Origin of the sequence: Thermosynechococcus sp. PKX95 (assembly GCF_031583295.1) — a bacterium.
Classification (GTDB): domain Bacteria; phylum Cyanobacteriota; class Cyanobacteriia; order Thermosynechococcales; family Thermosynechococcaceae; genus Thermosynechococcus.
On record NZ_CP134171.1, the window covers coordinates 2,196,919 to 2,213,519 of the forward strand.

General features: G+C 53.6%; 16 protein-coding genes. 7 read left to right on the plus strand and 9 right to left on the minus strand.

Going from position 1 to position 16,601, the window contains the following annotated elements; translation table 11 throughout:
* On the plus strand, positions 1 to 1,569 hold the full coding sequence (gene murJ, locus RHH81_RS10790) for a murein biosynthesis integral membrane protein MurJ (protein ID WP_206200170.1): 1,569 nt from the start codon (positions 1 to 3) through the stop codon (positions 1,567 to 1,569).
* 96 nt (positions 1,570 to 1,665) lie between these two features.
* Entirely contained in the window at positions 1,666 to 2,775 is a 1,110-nt protein-coding gene (gene dnaN, locus RHH81_RS10795) for a DNA polymerase III subunit beta (RefSeq protein ID WP_310743046.1), read from the plus strand.
* Here dnaN and RHH81_RS10800 read toward each other — a convergent pair.
* Positions 2,772 to 3,404: a CPP1-like family protein gene (locus RHH81_RS10800; RefSeq protein ID WP_149819363.1), complete on the minus strand. Its 633-nt coding sequence runs from the start codon at positions 3,402 to 3,404 to the stop codon at positions 2,772 to 2,774. The genes dnaN and RHH81_RS10800 overlap by 4 nt on opposite strands.
* Positions 3,405 to 3,698: 294 nt before the next feature.
* Between RHH81_RS10800 and RHH81_RS10805 the strand changes: the two genes are divergently transcribed.
* The 4 genes from RHH81_RS10805 to RHH81_RS10820 all read left to right on the plus strand — a co-directional run bounded on the left by RHH81_RS10805 (position 3,699) and on the right by RHH81_RS10820 (position 6,709).
* Positions 3,699 to 3,956 carry a hypothetical protein gene (locus tag RHH81_RS10805; protein WP_302678296.1) on the plus strand — a complete coding sequence of 86 codons (258 nt, stop codon included), beginning with the start codon at positions 3,699 to 3,701 and terminating at the stop codon, positions 3,954 to 3,956.
* 66 nt (positions 3,957 to 4,022) lie between these two features.
* Positions 4,023 to 4,868 (plus strand): ferredoxin:protochlorophyllide reductase (ATP-dependent) iron-sulfur ATP-binding protein, encoded by an 846-nt coding sequence (bchL, locus tag RHH81_RS10810; RefSeq protein ID WP_149819367.1) that lies wholly within the window; start codon positions 4,023 to 4,025, stop codon positions 4,866 to 4,868.
* Positions 4,869 to 4,912: 44 nt separating this feature from the next.
* A complete protein-coding gene (locus RHH81_RS10815) occupies positions 4,913 to 5,293 on the plus strand; it encodes a DUF5331 domain-containing protein (protein ID WP_206200172.1) in 381 nt (126 codons plus the stop codon).
* Between the two features lie 33 nt (positions 5,294 to 5,326).
* Entirely contained in the window at positions 5,327 to 6,709 is a 1,383-nt protein-coding gene (locus tag RHH81_RS10820; protein ID WP_206200173.1) for a ferredoxin:protochlorophyllide reductase (ATP-dependent) subunit N, read from the plus strand.
* A 53-nt stretch (positions 6,710 to 6,762) separates the two neighbouring features.
* Here the strand turns inward: RHH81_RS10820 and RHH81_RS10825 are convergent, their stop codons facing one another.
* The 7 genes from RHH81_RS10825 to RHH81_RS10855 form a co-directional block, all read right to left on the minus strand.
* Positions 6,763 to 8,919: an AMIN domain-containing protein gene (locus RHH81_RS10825; protein ID WP_310743047.1), complete on the minus strand. Its 2,157-nt coding sequence runs from the start codon at positions 8,917 to 8,919 to the stop codon at positions 6,763 to 6,765.
* A 94-nt stretch (positions 8,920 to 9,013) separates the two neighbouring features.
* Entirely contained in the window at positions 9,014 to 9,736 is a 723-nt protein-coding gene (locus tag RHH81_RS10830) for a pilus assembly protein PilO (RefSeq protein WP_310743048.1), read from the minus strand.
* A complete protein-coding gene (locus RHH81_RS10835; RefSeq protein WP_310743049.1) occupies positions 9,733 to 10,434 on the minus strand; it encodes a PilN domain-containing protein in 702 nt (233 codons plus the stop codon). The genes RHH81_RS10830 and RHH81_RS10835 overlap by 4 nt, the downstream gene beginning before the upstream one ends.
* An 11-nt stretch (positions 10,435 to 10,445) precedes the next feature.
* Entirely contained in the window at positions 10,446 to 11,525 is a 1,080-nt protein-coding gene (gene pilM, locus RHH81_RS10840; RefSeq protein ID WP_225901572.1) for a type IV pilus biogenesis protein PilM, read from the minus strand.
* A 273-nt stretch (positions 11,526 to 11,798) separates the two neighbouring features.
* On the minus strand, positions 11,799 to 12,380 hold the full coding sequence (locus RHH81_RS10845) for a L,D-transpeptidase (RefSeq protein ID WP_310743050.1): 582 nt from the start codon (positions 12,378 to 12,380) through the stop codon (positions 11,799 to 11,801).
* A gap of 29 nt (positions 12,381 to 12,409) precedes the next feature.
* On the minus strand, positions 12,410 to 12,841 hold the full coding sequence (locus RHH81_RS10850) for a hypothetical protein (protein WP_286625069.1): 432 nt from the start codon (positions 12,839 to 12,841) through the stop codon (positions 12,410 to 12,412).
* 169 nt (positions 12,842 to 13,010) lie between these two features.
* Entirely contained in the window at positions 13,011 to 14,240 is a 1,230-nt protein-coding gene (locus RHH81_RS10855; protein WP_310453502.1) for an acetate kinase, read from the minus strand.
* 122 nt (positions 14,241 to 14,362) lie between these two features.
* Here RHH81_RS10855 and RHH81_RS10860 point away from each other — a divergent pair, with 122 nt between their 5' ends.
* Positions 14,363 to 16,060 carry a phospholipase D-like domain-containing protein gene (locus RHH81_RS10860; protein WP_310743051.1) on the plus strand — a complete coding sequence of 566 codons (1,698 nt, stop codon included), beginning with the start codon at positions 14,363 to 14,365 and terminating at the stop codon, positions 16,058 to 16,060.
* 27 nt (positions 16,061 to 16,087) lie between these two features.
* Here the strand turns inward: RHH81_RS10860 and RHH81_RS10865 are convergent, their stop codons facing one another.
* Positions 16,088 to 16,600, minus strand: coding sequence for an adenine phosphoribosyltransferase (locus tag RHH81_RS10865; RefSeq protein ID WP_206200182.1), 513 nt, complete (start codon positions 16,598 to 16,600; stop codon positions 16,088 to 16,090).
* Position 16,601: the final 1 nt, after the last annotated feature.

The following is a 16,601-nucleotide window of genomic DNA, read 5'->3' on the forward strand; positions in this document are numbered from 1 at the left end:
GTGGAAAAGAAATCGCGTTCGCTTGCCCATGTTGCCACCATTGTTGCCGTTGCAACGCTGTTGAGTAAAGTCGCGGGACTGGTTCGCCAGCAGGCGATCGCCGCCGAATTTGGTGTTGGCGCCGCAGTGGATGCCTACAGTTATGCCTATGTGATTCCGGGGTTTCTCTTTGTGCTCTTGGGGGGGATCAATGGCCCGTTCCACAGTTCGATCATCAGTGTGGTTCTCAAGCAGCCGCCCGAAAAAGCCGCGCCCCTCGTGGAAACCATTACCACCGTTGTGGGTGCCCTATTACTGGTGCTGACCGCCATTTTGATGGTGCTGGCTGACCCCTTAATTCAACTCATTGCCCCCGGTGCCAGTCCAGAGATTCAAGCCTTAGCCGCAGAGCAGTTTCGGATTATGGCACCCTTGGCCGTGCTCTCGGGTTTGATTGGCATTGGCTTTGGTACCCTCAATGCTGCCGATCAGTACTGGTTGCCCTCGATGAGTCCCTTGCTGTCTAGTTTGGCAGTGATTATTGGCATTTGGTTCTTTGCCGATCAATTTGGCCCAGCAGTGCTCGCTTGGGGAACCCTAGCGGGAGGGGTGCTGCAATGGCTTGTACAAATTCCTGCCCAATGGCAAGCCGGCATGGGTACATTGCGATTACGTTTTGATCTCAATCGTCCTGAGGTGCGGGAGTTAATTCAACTCATGGGGCCTGCTACCCTATCCTCGGGAATGCTCTTGATCAGCGTCTATATCAGTCTCTTCTTTGCCTCCCAGTTGCCTGTGGGGGCTGCGTCGGCCTTGAGTTACTCCCAACTGCTCTTTCTAACGCCCTTAGGGATTCTCTCCAATGTGATCCTTGTGCCCTATATGCCCATTTTTTCAAAGTTGGCACAACCAGAACATTGGCCGGATCTCAAGGAACGCATTCGCCAGAGTTTGGTACTCACTGCCTTGAGTATGATGCCCCTCGGTGGCATGATGGCAGCTTTGGCATTGCCGGCAGTGCGGGTGGTCTATGAGCGGCGTGCCTTTGATTTTCAGGCCTCCCAACTGGTGGCGGCGCTACTATTGGTTTATGCCATTGGTATGTTTTTCTACCTTGCCCGCGATGTTATTGTGCGGGTCTTTTATGCCCTAGAGGATGGCCGCACACCCCTCTACATCACCCTCTGGGGATTGGGATTTAATGCCCTGTTTTGCTTTTTCTTTACCCAAGCCTTTGGCGCTGTTGGGTTGGCAATGGCCACGGTTGGAGTGAATACCGTATCGTTTATTGCCCTGACTTGGATTTTGCACCGTCGTTTGGGGGGGCTACCTTGGGGGGAGCTAATTGTGCCCTTGGTGGGAATTGCCCTAGCCAGTGTGCTCAGTGGTGGGGCAGGTTGGGGTGCCCTCAAAGGACTGGAATTGCTCTGGGGGCGGGAAGGCTTGGGGGTGCAACTGTTGCAGTTGGCGATCGCCGGCAGTGTCAGCCTAATTGTTTTTGCAGCGGCTATCTCGCCCCTAAATCTACCGGAGCTAGAGTTTTTCCTGAGCAAAGTACGGCGGTTTTTGCCCAAGCGATACCAGTCATAGATTGCATAGTATGCTAGTAGATTGGCCAATAACGAGCCGCGTTTTTTCTTCTCTCCGTTGCCTCTCATCCCATCTGCCTCTGCCGTGGAGTACACCATGAAAGTTGTTTGTTCACAATCAGTTCTCAGTAGTAAGCTTGCCCCCCTGAGTCGCGTTGCGCCGAGCAATCCGTCGCACCCGATTTTGGCGAATATTCTCCTGCAAGCTGAAGGTGGCCGCCTCGGACTCTCCGTCTTTGATCTCAGTTTGGGGATGCAAATCTGGCTGGATGCAGAGGTGAAGGTGCCGGGGGCAATTACTGTTTCTGCCAAGCTCTTTACTGAGATGGTGGCGCGGATGCCCAATCGCGATATTGAGATTACGGCGGAAGATACGCGGGTGATCCTCGACTATGGCAGCGGTTTCTTTGAGATTCAGGGGATGAGTGCCGAGGAATTTCCTGCTCTGCCCACGTTAGAGGATGTGACACCTGTAACCTTGACCGCAGAGGCATTGCGGCGGGGACTTCAGGGGAGTTTGTTTGCGGCGAGCACTGATGAAACCAAGCAAATTCTCACCGGGTTGCATGTGACCTTTGAGGTCGATCGCCTTGAGTTTGCAGCAACCGATGGTCACCGCCTCGCCGTTACGCTGACTGAACAGCCTGTGCCGGAAGCCCTCTCGCCGATTACAATTCCGGCAAAATCCCTCAAGGATCTAGAGCGGCTGATGGCAAAACAAGACGGGGATGTAGCGCTGCGCTGTGACCCGACTCAAGTGGTGTTTGATATTGGCAACGATGCTCGCATTACCAGCCGTTTGTTGGAGGGGCAGTATCCCAATTACCGCCAACTCATTCCCAAAACCTTTGCGCGCCAAGTCACGGTGGAGCGATCGACCCTAGCAGATGCCCTAGAACGGGTGGCAATTCTTGCGGCTCAAAAGAATAACGTCGTCAAAATCAACATTGATGCCGAGGCTCAAGAACTCAAACTCTCGGCTGAGGCGCCGCAATTGGGCAGTGGCGAAGAGAATGTACCGGCTCAGATTTCTGGGGAGTCGATGGAGGTGGCCTTCAATGTCAAATATCTTCTCGAAGGACTGAAGGTGATGAATAGTTCAGAGGTGCAACTGCAACTCAACGGCGAAACCCAGCCTGCGATCCTCCTCCCCCTTGGGGAAGCCCAGATGAAATACTTGGTGATGCCGATTCAAATTCGCAGTTAGCGCAGGAAATTGCTGGTGAGCCAAAAGGTGACGAAAACGCCAATGCCCACCAGTTGATCCACATTGAGGAAGACCCCCGGCAGACCAAGCTGGTAAATGCCCACGGCGATCACTGCGCCCAATATCAAGGCAAGGAGGGTGATCAAAAAGGCACGGCCAAGGCGTTGTTCCTTGCGTTGCAGCCACACGAGGTTAAAGCCAACCCCCAGTGACAGCACCAATGCCAAGGTATCGGGATTGGCCTGAGACAGCCCGATCGCCATCAGAACGGCATAGACCGTTGAGGTAATGGCAATGCCCCGCAGGTTGGGGGTGTCCAACTGTTGCTGCCACCACTGAAGGGCGGGATGATTCGCAATGCGATTGGGCTTAGCTGGCGCCGGTTCATTGAGTTGCTCAGCATAGCGAATGCGCTCAGGCACTTTGATTTTGCCCTCTTGGCGTTGCCGCAGCCGATCCATCAAAATGGCATCGTAGGCTGCTTCAATTTCGGTACGCTGCCGTTCATCCCCCGGATGAGCCGCTAATAGCGCATCCCGTGCTTCCTTGATTTGCTCGAAAGAAGCGTCTTCCGGCACTTGCAGCTTTTCGTAGGGGTTGTCACTCATGGCAAATTGATCTTTGTTCATTGGCCATTCTTACGGGCGGTATCAACAGCGGACTGAAGGCTACCCTACAGCTTAACGATGCCGCACCTTTCCAAGGAGCTAATTTTGCTCGTTCAGAGAGATGGCAGAGAAAAACGCTGTAGCACAATCGCCTTCCCTCAAATTCTAACCACTTCCTAGGGAAAACGAGAGAAAGTAGCGCTCAAAGGGATACAACCGCCTAAATTGTAACAAATCATTTACTTTCGAGATTTTTAATAATTCTTTACAACGATGCGGGCGATCGCCCCCTAGGAGAAACGTTTCTTTTTTCAAATGTTTTTTGGCGCGATCGCTGGGCAGGTCAATTTTAGCCTTGGGTGCAATCGGTCAGGGAATGACTTGGCGGGGGGAGTTTTTGTATTTTTGTTTAATTTAACTAAAAAACTAACAGCAAAAAAATTAAAGATAACTTCTCAAAGAACCGCCAGTTTCCTGAGAGACTTCCAAAACTTGAAAAAGCGTTTGCTCATCCTCAAATCAGCTGAAATTTTATTACAAAAAGATTATTTTTCTAACCACTGCCGCTTCTAGCGATCGCTGGCCGAGAATAGCAGTTAGGTCATCGTGTCGCTCCATTACTTAGGAGGCAAGGTCAACGTGAAACTCGCAGTGTACGGTAAAGGCGGAATTGGCAAATCCACCACCAGTTGCAACATCTCAGTGGCGCTGGCGCGGCGGGGTAAGAAAGTCCTGCAAATTGGCTGTGACCCCAAACACGACAGCACATTTACCCTGACAGGCTTTCTGATTCCCACCATCATTGACACGCTCCAAGCCAAGGACTACCACTACGAGGATGTCTGGCCAGAGGATGTGATCTACAAAGGCTATGGCGGTGTGGATTGCGTCGAAGCGGGTGGCCCCCCGGCTGGGGCAGGTTGTGGTGGCTATGTCGTCGGTGAAACGGTCAAGCTCCTCAAGGAACTCAATGCCTTCGATGAATACGATGTCATTCTCTTTGACGTTCTGGGGGATGTGGTCTGTGGTGGCTTTGCGGCCCCCCTTAACTATGCCGATTATTGCCTGATTGTCACCGATAATGGTTTTGATGCCCTCTTTGCGGCGAATCGCATTGCCGCCTCCGTCCGTGAAAAAGCGCGCACGCACCCCCTGCGCCTCGCGGGTCTCATTGGTAATCGCACCAGTAAGCGGGATCTCATTGAAAAATATGTGGAAGCCGTGCCCATGCCCATCCTTGAGGTGCTGCCGTTGATTGAGGATATTCGCGTGTCACGGGTCAAGGGCAAAACCCTCTTTGAGATGGCCGAAAGCGATCCCAGTCTCAACTATGTCTGTGACTACTACTTGAACATTGCCGATCAAATTTTGGCGCGGCCTGAGGGGGTGGTGCCCAAGGATGCCCCCGATCGCGACCTTTTTGCCCTGCTCTCCGACTTCTACTTGAATCCCCAAGGGTCAGAACGGTCACTCGCAGCGGTCTAAAACTCCCCTAGAATACTCCACGGATCCCCTTCGCTGGAGTGAGTATGAACCCTGAGCAATTACGGCAAAGCGCACGCAGTAAGTGGCTGGCCTACTACCAAGAAAACCGCCATTGGATTGTCCGCTTGGCGATTTGGAGTACCTATCGCGGTCAACGGCGCCCCTCCTCAAGTTTTATTTTGGGGGTGCTGACGGCTTTGGAACCGCGCTTACTGGATGCTCTACCCGTCATTGTCGAACTCAGCAACGATCCCGATCGCATTATTTCTGCCTTGGGCTTGAACTTCAACCCCGACGAAGAACTGACCAACGGCGATAACCCTGCTCAACTGCTCCCCGAACCTCGCTTACTACCCCCTAAGCCCTTTGTCAGTAATCGGGCTGAAGAACACGGTGAGGAGGCTGCTCAAAGTCATCAAACCTAGTTCCAATCGTTTCTAAATTTGGAGGCTCTCCCTATGACTGCGACTGCTCCCAATGCCCTCAACTTTGAGTGTGAAACGGGCAATTACCACACCTTTTGTCCCATCAGCTGTGTGGCTTGGCTGTACCAAAAAATTGAAGACAGTTTCTTTTTGGTCATTGGCACCAAGACCTGTGGCTACTTTTTGCAGAATGCGATGGGGGTGATGATTTTTGCGGAACCCCGCTATGCCATGGCGGAGCTAGAAGAGGGAGATATTTCGGCGCAACTCAATGATTATGAAGAGCTAAAGCGCCTCTGCCTCCAAATCAAGCGCGATCGCAACCCCAGTGTCATTGTCTGGATTGGCACCTGCACCACGGAAATTATCAAAATGGACTTGGAGGGACTGGCGCCCAAGCTCGAAGCCGAAATTGGCATTCCCATTGTTGTGGCTCGCGCCAATGGTCTCGACTACGCCTTTACCCAAGGGGAAGATACGGTGCTAGCAGCCATGGCCGCCCGTTGTCCCACGCCCACAGCGGTGAGCGATCCAGAGGAACGCAACCCCATCCAGCGCCTTCTCAACTTTGGCAAGAAAAAAGAGGATCTCCAAGCTGAATCCCACCAGTACCACGACCACCCACCCCTTATTCTCTTTGGCTCTCTGCCCGATCCCGTGGTGACCCAACTCACCTTGGAATTAAAAAAACAGGGCATCAAGGTGTCAGGATGGCTGCCTGCCAAACGCTATACCGAATTGCCAGTGATTGATGAGGGCTACTACGTTGCTGGTGTGAATCCCTTCCTCAGTCGGACGGCTACGACCCTGATCCGCCGCCGTAAATGCAAACTGATCACCGCCCCATTTCCCATTGGTTCGGATGGCACCCGCGCTTGGATTGAGCAGATTTGTACCACTTTTGGGATTCAGCCCCAAGGCCTAGCAGAGCGGGAAGCCGAAACTTGGGAAAAACTGAGCGACTACCTTGAATTGGTGCGAGGCAAATCGGTCTTTTTCATGGGGGATAATCTCCTAGAGATCTCGCTAGCGCGGTTTTTGATTCGCTGTGGTATGCGGGTACTAGAAATTGGCATCCCCTACATGGATAAACGTTACCAAGCAGCCGAGCTAGAACTCTTGACGAAGACTTGTGCCGAAATGGGGCATCCCCTCCCCACCATTGTTGAAAAACCCGATAACTACAATCAACTTCAGCGGATTAAGGCGCTCCAGCCCGACCTTGTGATTACGGGTATGGCTCATGCCAATCCCCTCGAAGCCCGTGGCATCAGCACCAAGTGGTCTGTGGAATTCACCTTTGCCCAAATTCACGGCTTTGGCAATGCCCGTGACATTCTAGAACTCGTTACCCGTCCGCTGCGGCGCAATCAAGCCCTTGCAGGGTTAGGTTGGCAAAAAATGGTGACCCACTAAAGAATGAACCCCCTCTGAACAGACTCGGAGGGGGCAATCCCTACTTAGAGGCCTTAGCGTCGCCGTGGGGGTTGGAGAATCTGGTTTTGCAGGTTAGGCGGCATACTCCCCGGTGTTGGCGAGTACTGATAGCCGAACCCCGCATTCTGGGTATCATCAACAATCTTCGGCGTCACCATCACCACCAGTTCATTGCGTTGACGCTGGTTGCTCTCGCGGCGGAACAACCGCCCCAACAGGGGAATGTCTCCTAGGATTGGAATCTTAGTCACCAACGAGCGATCTTGATCTTGGATGATGCCCGCCAGCATCAAGGTTTGGCCATCCCGCAAGCGAATCCGCCCCGACTCCATCCGCCGTTGCGAGATCAGTGTCCCCGTGGAACCACCCGTCCCTGGGAAAATCACATCATAGGTACCGCTGGGAGCACTTACCTCTGGAGACAATTGCAGCGTTATAAAACCATTATCGTCAATTTGCTCTACGGTGACATTAAAAATCACCCCCACAGGTCGCAGGATTGGGCGAATCTGTTGAGTCGCGATCGCCCCGCCGCCACCAGTGGCTTGTTGAGCAGCAGTGGATTCAATGCCAGAGAAAATTTCTTGGGTCAAATTGACTTGCGCAGCACTCCCCTCCTGAATGACAAGGGTGGGGTTGGTCAGAATTGTGGCATTGCCAGTTTCAATAGAAAGTCGAAGCTGCGCAAAAAAGTCACTCAGTAGATTCCCCACGGGTGTACTGCCAAGTGCGCCAGTGAGGGGGGCAGGGGTCAAACCACCCAGGTTAGGTGTGGTGCCGCGAATCACCGTTAAACCATTTGGATCTAAAATGGCTCCCCACAGGCTGCTGCCAAAATTAGTAATTAAGTCTGCATTGGCTGTGCGTCCTCGTAGCAGGTTCACATCAATAAACTTGACATTGACCATCACCTGCCGCTTACGGATGTCAAATTGCTGAATCAATTGGGTGGCAATTTCTACCTTGCGGGGGGAGCCGATGAGGGTGACTGTGTTGGTGCGGGGGTCACCCACCACCTCTAGTCCCCGCAGGAGTGAGCTTCGACAAATTTGATCATCAACGCCCCTCGCTGCTTCTGGTACTTGCAGCTGCTCACAGCCGGTTGGCGCCTGAAATGGACCAGTATCTGGCAAGTTTGCACCATACATTTCCAACAGCTGCACTGCCCCTAGTTGCAGGTCACCCTCACGGGTACGGGTTTCGCGGTTGAGAGCAGTTTGGGCGGTTGTTGCAGCCTGGGCACCCCCAGCTCCGCTCCCGATGGTGCCCCCCGTTTGAGCCAGAGAGCTGATTTCCCGTGTCGTTGAACCCGCCCCAAAGACGCGCATCTGATTAAGGCGAATGGTGCGGACAATGCGGTTTTGGGCATCGGGGGGTAAGGCTTGACCCACAAAGATAGTGCGGCCTTGGCGATTGGCTTTGAGGTTAGTGACCCGCAGCACATAGTTGAATACGTCTTGAACGGATTCATTCTCGATATCGAGGGAGATGGTGACGCCGCCCCCTTCCCCATTGCCTTCCGGAAAGACAACGTTCATATTGGCGGCACGAGCCAGTAGGGAAAGAACCTCCCGCACTGGAGCCTCCCGCAGCAGTAGGCGGGGAATCCGTTCATTGGTGCCCAGTTGGATGACATCCGCATCCGCATTGAGGGGGCTAATCAGCATATCGCCAACAGGGGGTGGCACTGGGCGCGGCAGAAAAGGCGGCACCGCACTAGGGCCGGGGGGCATGGCCATGGGTTGACCCGTGGGGGCAACTTGGGGGCCAGCAGAGCCTTGAGCGGTGATGAAGTTAATTTGCAGGCCATCGCGTCCTTCGCGGATGACTTCACCAATGGGAGCAGCACTAATGCCATTCACGGTGACGCGGATGGTTTTGGCGTCCAGTTGCACCACCTCGACGGAGGAGATACCGGGGGCGGGGTTGTCTTGGCGGAAGGCACCCCCTTGGGGCAGGCGCAGTTGGCTATTGGGAATATCAGCAATGGAGGCATTGCCGCGATTGACTGTGAAAACCGCTGGCCGTAGATTCCCCTGCACGTTGAAGAGGAGTTGAATGCCGTTGGGCGCTGTTACCAGACGAACTCCCGTGATTTCCGTTGCTGTGGCCCAAGTGGGGGTTTGACTGGCAGCAACAAGGGCGGTTGTGGCCACCCCTAAGCCGAGACGATGTAAAAGCTGACTCACGATGCTTGACTCCTCACGAATGCCACCAAATGTATGAAAAGAGAATGCAACTCGCTCCCAAGACACTCTACGCTGCTTTTTGGCTTGCCATGCGCTATTGCTGCTGTTGTTGTTGCGGTTGTCCTTGCTGCTCACCTCCTTGGGGTGGGGGGGCCAAAGCGGCAATTTCCTCAGGGGTTAGGGGTACATAGGCCATGAGCTTAAATGTGGTAATCACTTCGCCGGGCTTATCAGCAACGAGTTCCATCGTCAGGTTGTTAATCACGAGGAAGTTCTGCTGCTGGTCAATTTTTTGCATGATCTGCAAAATGCTGGGAAATGACCCTTGAATCGTAACGTTGGTTACCTGTTGTTTTAGTTTGGCATTTAATTCGGGGCCAAGGGAGCCATCTTGGACAATTCCTGAAGCTGCACTATCGGGTTCAAATGTGGTCAGTTGGGCGCCGCTGGTCAAGATCAGGCGGTTAATGTCAAGGAGGAGGGTGTCTAGGGCTTCCTGTGTCGCAAAGAGCGATCGCACGTCACGATTTTGCCGCTTGGCACGCTCTAGCCCCGCTACCACATCATTAAGTTGCTTCAAGATCACTTCCCGCTGGGAGAGGTCATTTTCCTGCTGGGCAATTTCCTCCTGTAACTTGGCCGCTTCCTCCAGTTTGGGGGCAATGAGAAGACTCCCCAAGTAAACCGCTGCTCCCAAACCTACCAAGGCAATAAGGACACCACTGACGACGGGTGTCAGGGTAATGCCAAAGACCGTCGGATAATTGGGTGCGGGTTCCTCAATCGGCGGGCCGCCAAAATCGCCAGTTAGGGTCATTCCTGTACCACTCCTTTTTCTTTGAGAAATTGAATGCGCGCCACCAGTCCTTCAACCCCATTGGCAGCCAGTTCATTGAGAAGTTCCGAGGCTGGCACGCTGGCGATCGCGGTTTTAATACTAAAGGAAACCCTTGCGGTTGTCTCTTCCTCACCCTGTTGATTTGCCCGTTCCGCCTTCACCAACTGAGTGGCCTTGCCATCAAAGAAGGGAGAGCGATTTTGCAAGAGCAAAAGAAAGTCACTGACTGCATCAAAGGAGACGGCTGTGCCTTCAATCGTTAGCTCTTGGCCTGTTTGTCCGCCTTGGGTAATCCGTCGAATTTGTACTTCCCCTGGCGTTTGAGTTGCCATATTGCGCATCACCGCCGACCAAGGTTTGACCTGATTAAACACCGTGGCTAGGGCTTTGGTTTCTGCGGCAATCTGTTCCTGCTCTTTTTTAATTTCATCCATGCGTTGCAGGTCTGGAGAAATGGCTGCGAGGCGATCCTGAATGCTTTTTTGTTTAATCGTCAGTTGTTGCAGCCAGAGGTTGGCACCCACCGAGCCGAGGAGAGCTAGCCCCACAAAGAAGAGGGCAGCGACACCACCGATAATAATCGGCACATTACTCATTCCTGCCGCTGCGGTTGTGGTAGCAGCCATGCCCCCCACTTCGGGACGTTCTTTAAGGAGGTTAATCTCAATTGAGTACATCGGGGATGCTCCTAAGCGCCACGCAGACCAAGACCAATCACCGTGCCGAGGGCAGGGCGTTTTTCGAGGGGAATCTCTTCCGGGGTTTGCAGTCCCAGCAAACTAATGGGGTCAACCAAAGTGGTGGCATAGTTGAGCCGCTGACTAAAAAACTCATCCACTTGACCAATACTGGCACCGGGACCGGCAAGCAGCAACTGCGAGACCTCTAGACTTTCCCCTTGGTTGAGGTAAAAGTCAATGGAGCGGCGGATTTCGTCTGCTAGATCGGAGAGCACTCGCAAAATAGCGGCACCACTGGGGTTGAGTGCTCCGGTCACATCCATCGGCTCTAGGGGAACGGTCAGATTCTCAATCAGGTCAACGCCCATCGAAGGCGGCAAGTTCATGGCGCGGCTAATGGCTTCTTGCATCCGTTCTTTGCCAATGGGCACTTTGCGGTTGAACTGGGGAATGCCATCTTTGACGATGCTAATTTCTGTGCCCTCGTCGCCTATATCAATAATCGCTGCTGCTTCGCCCACAAACTGCTGTAGTGAATCCCGCAGGGTACGCATGAGGGCAAAATTGGTCACTTCAAGGGCGGTGAGTTGTAAACCGGCTTGGGTAAAGGCATTGATATAGGCATCGGTCACTTCGCGGGGCGTGCCCACGAGCAAAATTTCTACCCGCTCAATGCCATCTTCATCAAGGGAGGTTCCCAGCTTTTGATAGTCAACATCGGCCTCTTCACGGGGAAAGGGCAGGTACAGTGGGGCTTCCTGCATGAGAACCACTTCCCGCAATTCGTAGTCGGGTAATTCCGCAGGCAGGCGAATCAGGCGAATCACGGCTTCATTCATGGGAATGGCACTGATCACCTCTTTTTGTTTGATGCGCTTATCCTCAATCCCTTGACGGATGGCATCGGCGACGGCGGTGGTGTCAATGATGCGGCCTTCTTCAATGGCGCCTTCACTCAAGGGCACTGAGGCCATAGCGGTCATTTTCAGACCCTGCTTTTGCCGCTGAAGCTGTACGATATTGACCCGCTCTGGGGTGAGTTCAATCCCCAAGCCCTGCTTTGGTTTTGCAAATAGATTTCCCAGCACAATATCACCCACCAGTGAACGGTCAAGTTTGCATTAGCGAGATGGTGTGAAGAGTGAATTTCAGAACGAGGCCACACCCTAATCTGACAGGGTTATGGAAACACCTGTGTTGCTAAGGCGATCATAACCAATGTGCATCGGCTCTTTCCAATGCATTGGTATGGTTTGCAAAGTGGCTTTATGCAAAACTTGAGCGATCGCTCTTGGGGAAAGTCACCAGCGATCGCCAAATAATGATAAATGATGATATTAGTTTTTCTTGATTAAAATCAATTAGGGCTGAACAATCACTCGTGTGCCCACCTCAATTTTTTCAAAGAGGGCGCGAATATCATCGTTGCGCATCCGCACACAGCCATGGGAAACGGCTTGGCCAATCAAAGATTCATTCGTTGTGCCGTGGAAGCCAGCATAGTTGTTATTTCCCATGGGGGCAAAGACAATCAGGCGATCGCCCAAAGGGTTGCGACCCCCCGGCGGAACCAAAACCCCCGTAAAGGGATTACGCCATTGGGGATTGACGACTTTGTGCAGCACTCTGAAATTACCTTGGGGCGTTTCCCAGCCCGGCTTGCCCACGGCCACGGGATAGCTAGCTAATACTTGATCACCTTCATAGAGAAAGACGCGGCGCTCCCGCAAGCGCAAGACAATTTTGCGTTCCAAAGCGGGTAGAAACGGAGTTGCCTCACCAAGGGGGGGAAGTGCCAAGAGCGCTAAGGTGGTCGGCAAGTACGGCTCTGACTCAGAGGCACGGCTCACCTTCAATTCTTCAGCACCCACAGCAGCCATAGGCAGGGTGGCGATCGCCCCCAGTGCTAAACCCAAGGTTTTTCCTCTGACCCAGCCCAACATGAGAACAACTCCGATCTCTCTCAGGATGTTTAGAACAGAATTTGTGTTGGCGGTGCCGGCGGTGGTGCTGCGGGGGGAATGGCAGCCGGACGCGGAGCCGGTGCTGAGCCACCCACTTGAGGCACTCGAATGGGGGTTACCGCGACATACTCAGGGGCAGGCACGATGGCGGCACAGATGATTTTGGCGGTGGGCACACTGGCCTTTGGATCCAAAATCACTGCCACATCCAGACCTTCAACAATTTCCTTGCGGAAGGGGCGCTGACGGTGCTTGCGATCAAACACCACCACAATCTCTTCACCCCAAGGTTGCCGCAGGGTGACATTATCTCCATCAATGTTGGTGACAACGCCCCGCACAGCCTTCACCTGCTTGGCTTCGGCGGGAGAAAGTAAAACAGTGGTACAGGTTGCCATTGCGGCCAAGGCAACAAGAGCGGTACGACGCAGATTCAACACAGTTCAACTCCTGATGTTTTTTTGTCTTTGGACGATTTAAAGATTGAATACTGAAAACTGAATACTGAGGAGTGAATAATTACCCGCATTCTACGTACGCCAACCTTGGGGCGTCAAGGCTAGAGCATAAATCTTGATGTTTTCTTATGTTTTCTTCAGCAAATTCAGCTTACAGAAGCTGTATGCAGGCGCGAGCGATCGCCCAATCCTCTTGGGTCTGAACCACGAGAACCCGTACGGGAGCAGTCGGCAGCGCAATGTCGCGATCGCCTTTACCCTCTTCGTTAGCTGCGCTATCTAACTCAATTCCCAACCAACCTAGCCCTCGGCAGACATCGCGGCGCACACCGGCGGCATTTTCACCAATTCCTGCTGTGAATACCAACGCATCGAGACCACCAAGAGCCGGCAGAAGGCTCGCAGTGCCCCGTTGCAGGGAGTAGATAAAACAGTCATAGGCCAACTGCGCTTGGGTGTTTCCCTGATCAATGGCCGCCAAAACCTGTCGCAAGTCATTACTGACCCCAGAGACGCCCAATAGACCCGATTGGCGATTCACCAGACGATCGAGTTCTTCAACTGTCTTGCCCCGCCGCAGCAGATAGAGCAAAATCCCCGGATCAATGTCGCCACAGCGCGTCCCCATCATCACTCCCGCCGTGGGGGTAAAGCCCATTGTGGTTTCAACGGAAACGCCGCCCTTGACCGCCGTCAGGGAACAGCCATTGCCGAGGTGACAGGTAATTAGGCGCAACGCTGCTAAGGGACGCTGCAATAGGGTGGCTGCCCGTTCACTGACGTATTGATGGCTAATGCCATGGAAGCCATAGCGTTGAATTCCCGCGGTGGTCAATTCATAGGGAATAGGGTAGGTGCGCGCCACTGCCGGCAATTGCCCATGGAAAGCGGTGTCAAACACAGCAACTTGGGGTGTTTGGGGACAAATGTCGGCCATTAATTCCATTCCCAGCAAGTTGGCTGGATTATGGAGCGGCGCATATTCACTAAATTCGGTAATTGTTGCTTTCACCTGCGCATCCACGCGCACCGCTGCTTGGTAATGGCTACCCCCATGAACCACGCGATGACCAATGATCGTAATCTCTGCAAGGCTTTCTAGGAGCGTTGTCGAGCCATTGGTGAGGGTGTCTAGGAGCGTTTTGAGCCAGTCCTGTAGGCCTGCAATTCCCCCCTCTGGATGGGTTAGGCTGGCTTCGTAGCGCTGGTCGGCAGTTGTGATCTTGAGCCGCGCCACCGTTGGGTCTTGTCCCCAATCGAGCAGGCCTTGCCAAAGGGGAGCGGGGGGTGTGGCAGCCATTGCCGCCATTTCAGGTGCTAACCGATACAAACAGGCTTTGAGGCTACTAGAGCCAGCATTTAACACCAGCACCGTGATCATGGCAGGCCTGCAAAAGCATCGCCTCTATCCTAGCCAAGCGCCCGTGGCAACCGATGCAGCGCAGAACACCTTGAGGCGAAAAAGAGAGCCCTAGAATTGGGACAAGCATTGGGGAAGTCAGCGTGTTTTGGCAAAAGCTTAAATGGCGGCGACACGGTGTGTATCTGCTGTTGTTTCTATTGGGGCTGTTGATTGCGGCTGTGGTGCTCACTCAATTGCGATCGCACCCAATTCTCCGCCCTGCCCTAGACCCGCTGCCTCAACATCCGCAAATCGCGGTACACATGAATCACTCCCAAGCCCACAGTTATCAAGAACCCTATCGCCCCTATACCCGTGAAGGGGAAGACCTTGAGGCAATCATGATTGAGCAGATTGCCAAGGCACAAAAGACGATTGATGTGGCGGTGCAGGAGTTTCGCCTACCCAATCTGGCCAAGGCCCTAGTAGCACGGCAGCAGGCGGGAGTGCGGGTACGAGTGGTGATGGAAAATACCTACACTGCGCCTTGGGCAACCTACAGCCCTGCGCAAGTGAGCGCCATGGATCCGAGAATGCGGGAGCGCTACAACGCCTGGAAAGCCCTCGTGGATACCAATGGCGATGGCCAACTCAGTGCAGCGGAACTCAGCGATCGCGATGTGCAGACGATTCTCAACGAGGCCAAGATTCCTTGGATTGATGACACTGCCGATGGCTCTAAAGGCAGTATGCTCATGCACCACAAGTTTATCGTTATTGATAATCGCCAAGTCATTGCCACTACTGCCAACTTTACCCTCAGTGATGTCCATGGCGACTTGGGACGACCCGATACCCGTGGCAATGCCAACTCCCTCTTGGTGATTGATAGCCCCGCCGTGGCACGCCTATTTACTGAGGAATTCAACATTATGTGGGGGGATGGTCCCGGTGGTCAGCCCAACAGTCGCTTTGGGGTCAAAAAGCCAGTGCGTCCCCCTCAACGGGTGGCTGTGGGCGATGCCATGGTCACGGTGCGCTTTTCGCCAACCCCGCGATCGCAACCCTGGGCGGCCTCTACCAATGGCTTGATTGGCCAAACACTACGTCGAGCACGCCAAAAAATTGATATGGCGCTCTTTGTTTTCTCCGATCAGGAGTTGTCCTACGTGCTTGAGGAACGCCATAACCAAGGGGTTAGCATTCGTGCCCTCATTGACTCAGGATTTATCTACCGTGACTTTAGCGAAGCCCTCGATATGATGGGGGTAGCGATGGCCAATACTGCCCAAGCCCGTCAAGGCAACTGTTACTACGAAGCCGGCAACCGCCCGTGGCAAAACCCCATTCAAACGGTGGGCACCCCCCTCCTACCAGAGGGCGATAAGCTGCACCACAAGTATGGCGTGGTTGACGATCGCACGGTGATTGTGGGTTCCCACAACTGGTCCGAGGCGGCCAACCGCGGCAATGATGAATTCTTGCTGGTCATCGAGCATCCTACGGTTGCAGCTCACTACGAACGGGAGTTTGAGCGCCTCTATAGCAATAGTCGTTTGGGTCTGCCGCAGCATATTCGCGATCGCATTCAGCAGCAGTTGACCGCCTGTGGTGGTAAGATTGCCACCCGACCTGCCCCCTCTTCAGGAAATCGTGCCAGCACGCCGACTACACGGGTGAACTTGAACACGGCCACCGCAGAGGAACTGCAAACCCTACCGGGCGTCGGCCCCAAACTGGCGGCTGAAATTATCCGTGCTCGCGAGCAAAAGCCCTTTCAATCCTTGGCGGATTTAGATGCTGTCCCCGGTGTCGGGCCGAAGCTCCTCGAACGCTTGCGCGATCGCGTGACGTGGTAACGCCCTAGTCAGTCACACTTAATAAACCTAATAAGTTACAAGGGTGGTAATCGGCACATCGGGCAACTTTTGTCGTCCCCCCAAGTCCGTCAGCTCGACGATAAAGGCAAAGCCATGGAGTTCAGCTTGCGCTTTTTGGATCAGACCCGCCGCTGCTGCCGCTGTGCCTCCAGTGGCAATCAAGTCATCAACAATGAGTACCCGCCGACCTGGCTCTACAGCATCTTGGTGCATCTCGAGGCGATCGCGCCCATACTCTAGTTCATACTCCACCGCATAGACGGGAGCACAAAGTTTACCCGGTTTGCGTAAAGGAATGAAGCCTGCTCCCAGTCGATAGGCCAAGGGGGCACCAAAAATAAAGCCCCGCGACTCGATACCAGCCACATAGTCAATGCCCTCGTTGGCGTGTTTTTCCACCAATTGGTCAATGACGTAGCGCAGCCCCGCCTGATTTTGCAGCAGTGTTGTTAAATCCCGAAACAAAATGCCCGGCTTAGGGAAGTCTGGGACATCACGAATCAGGGATTTGAGATCCATA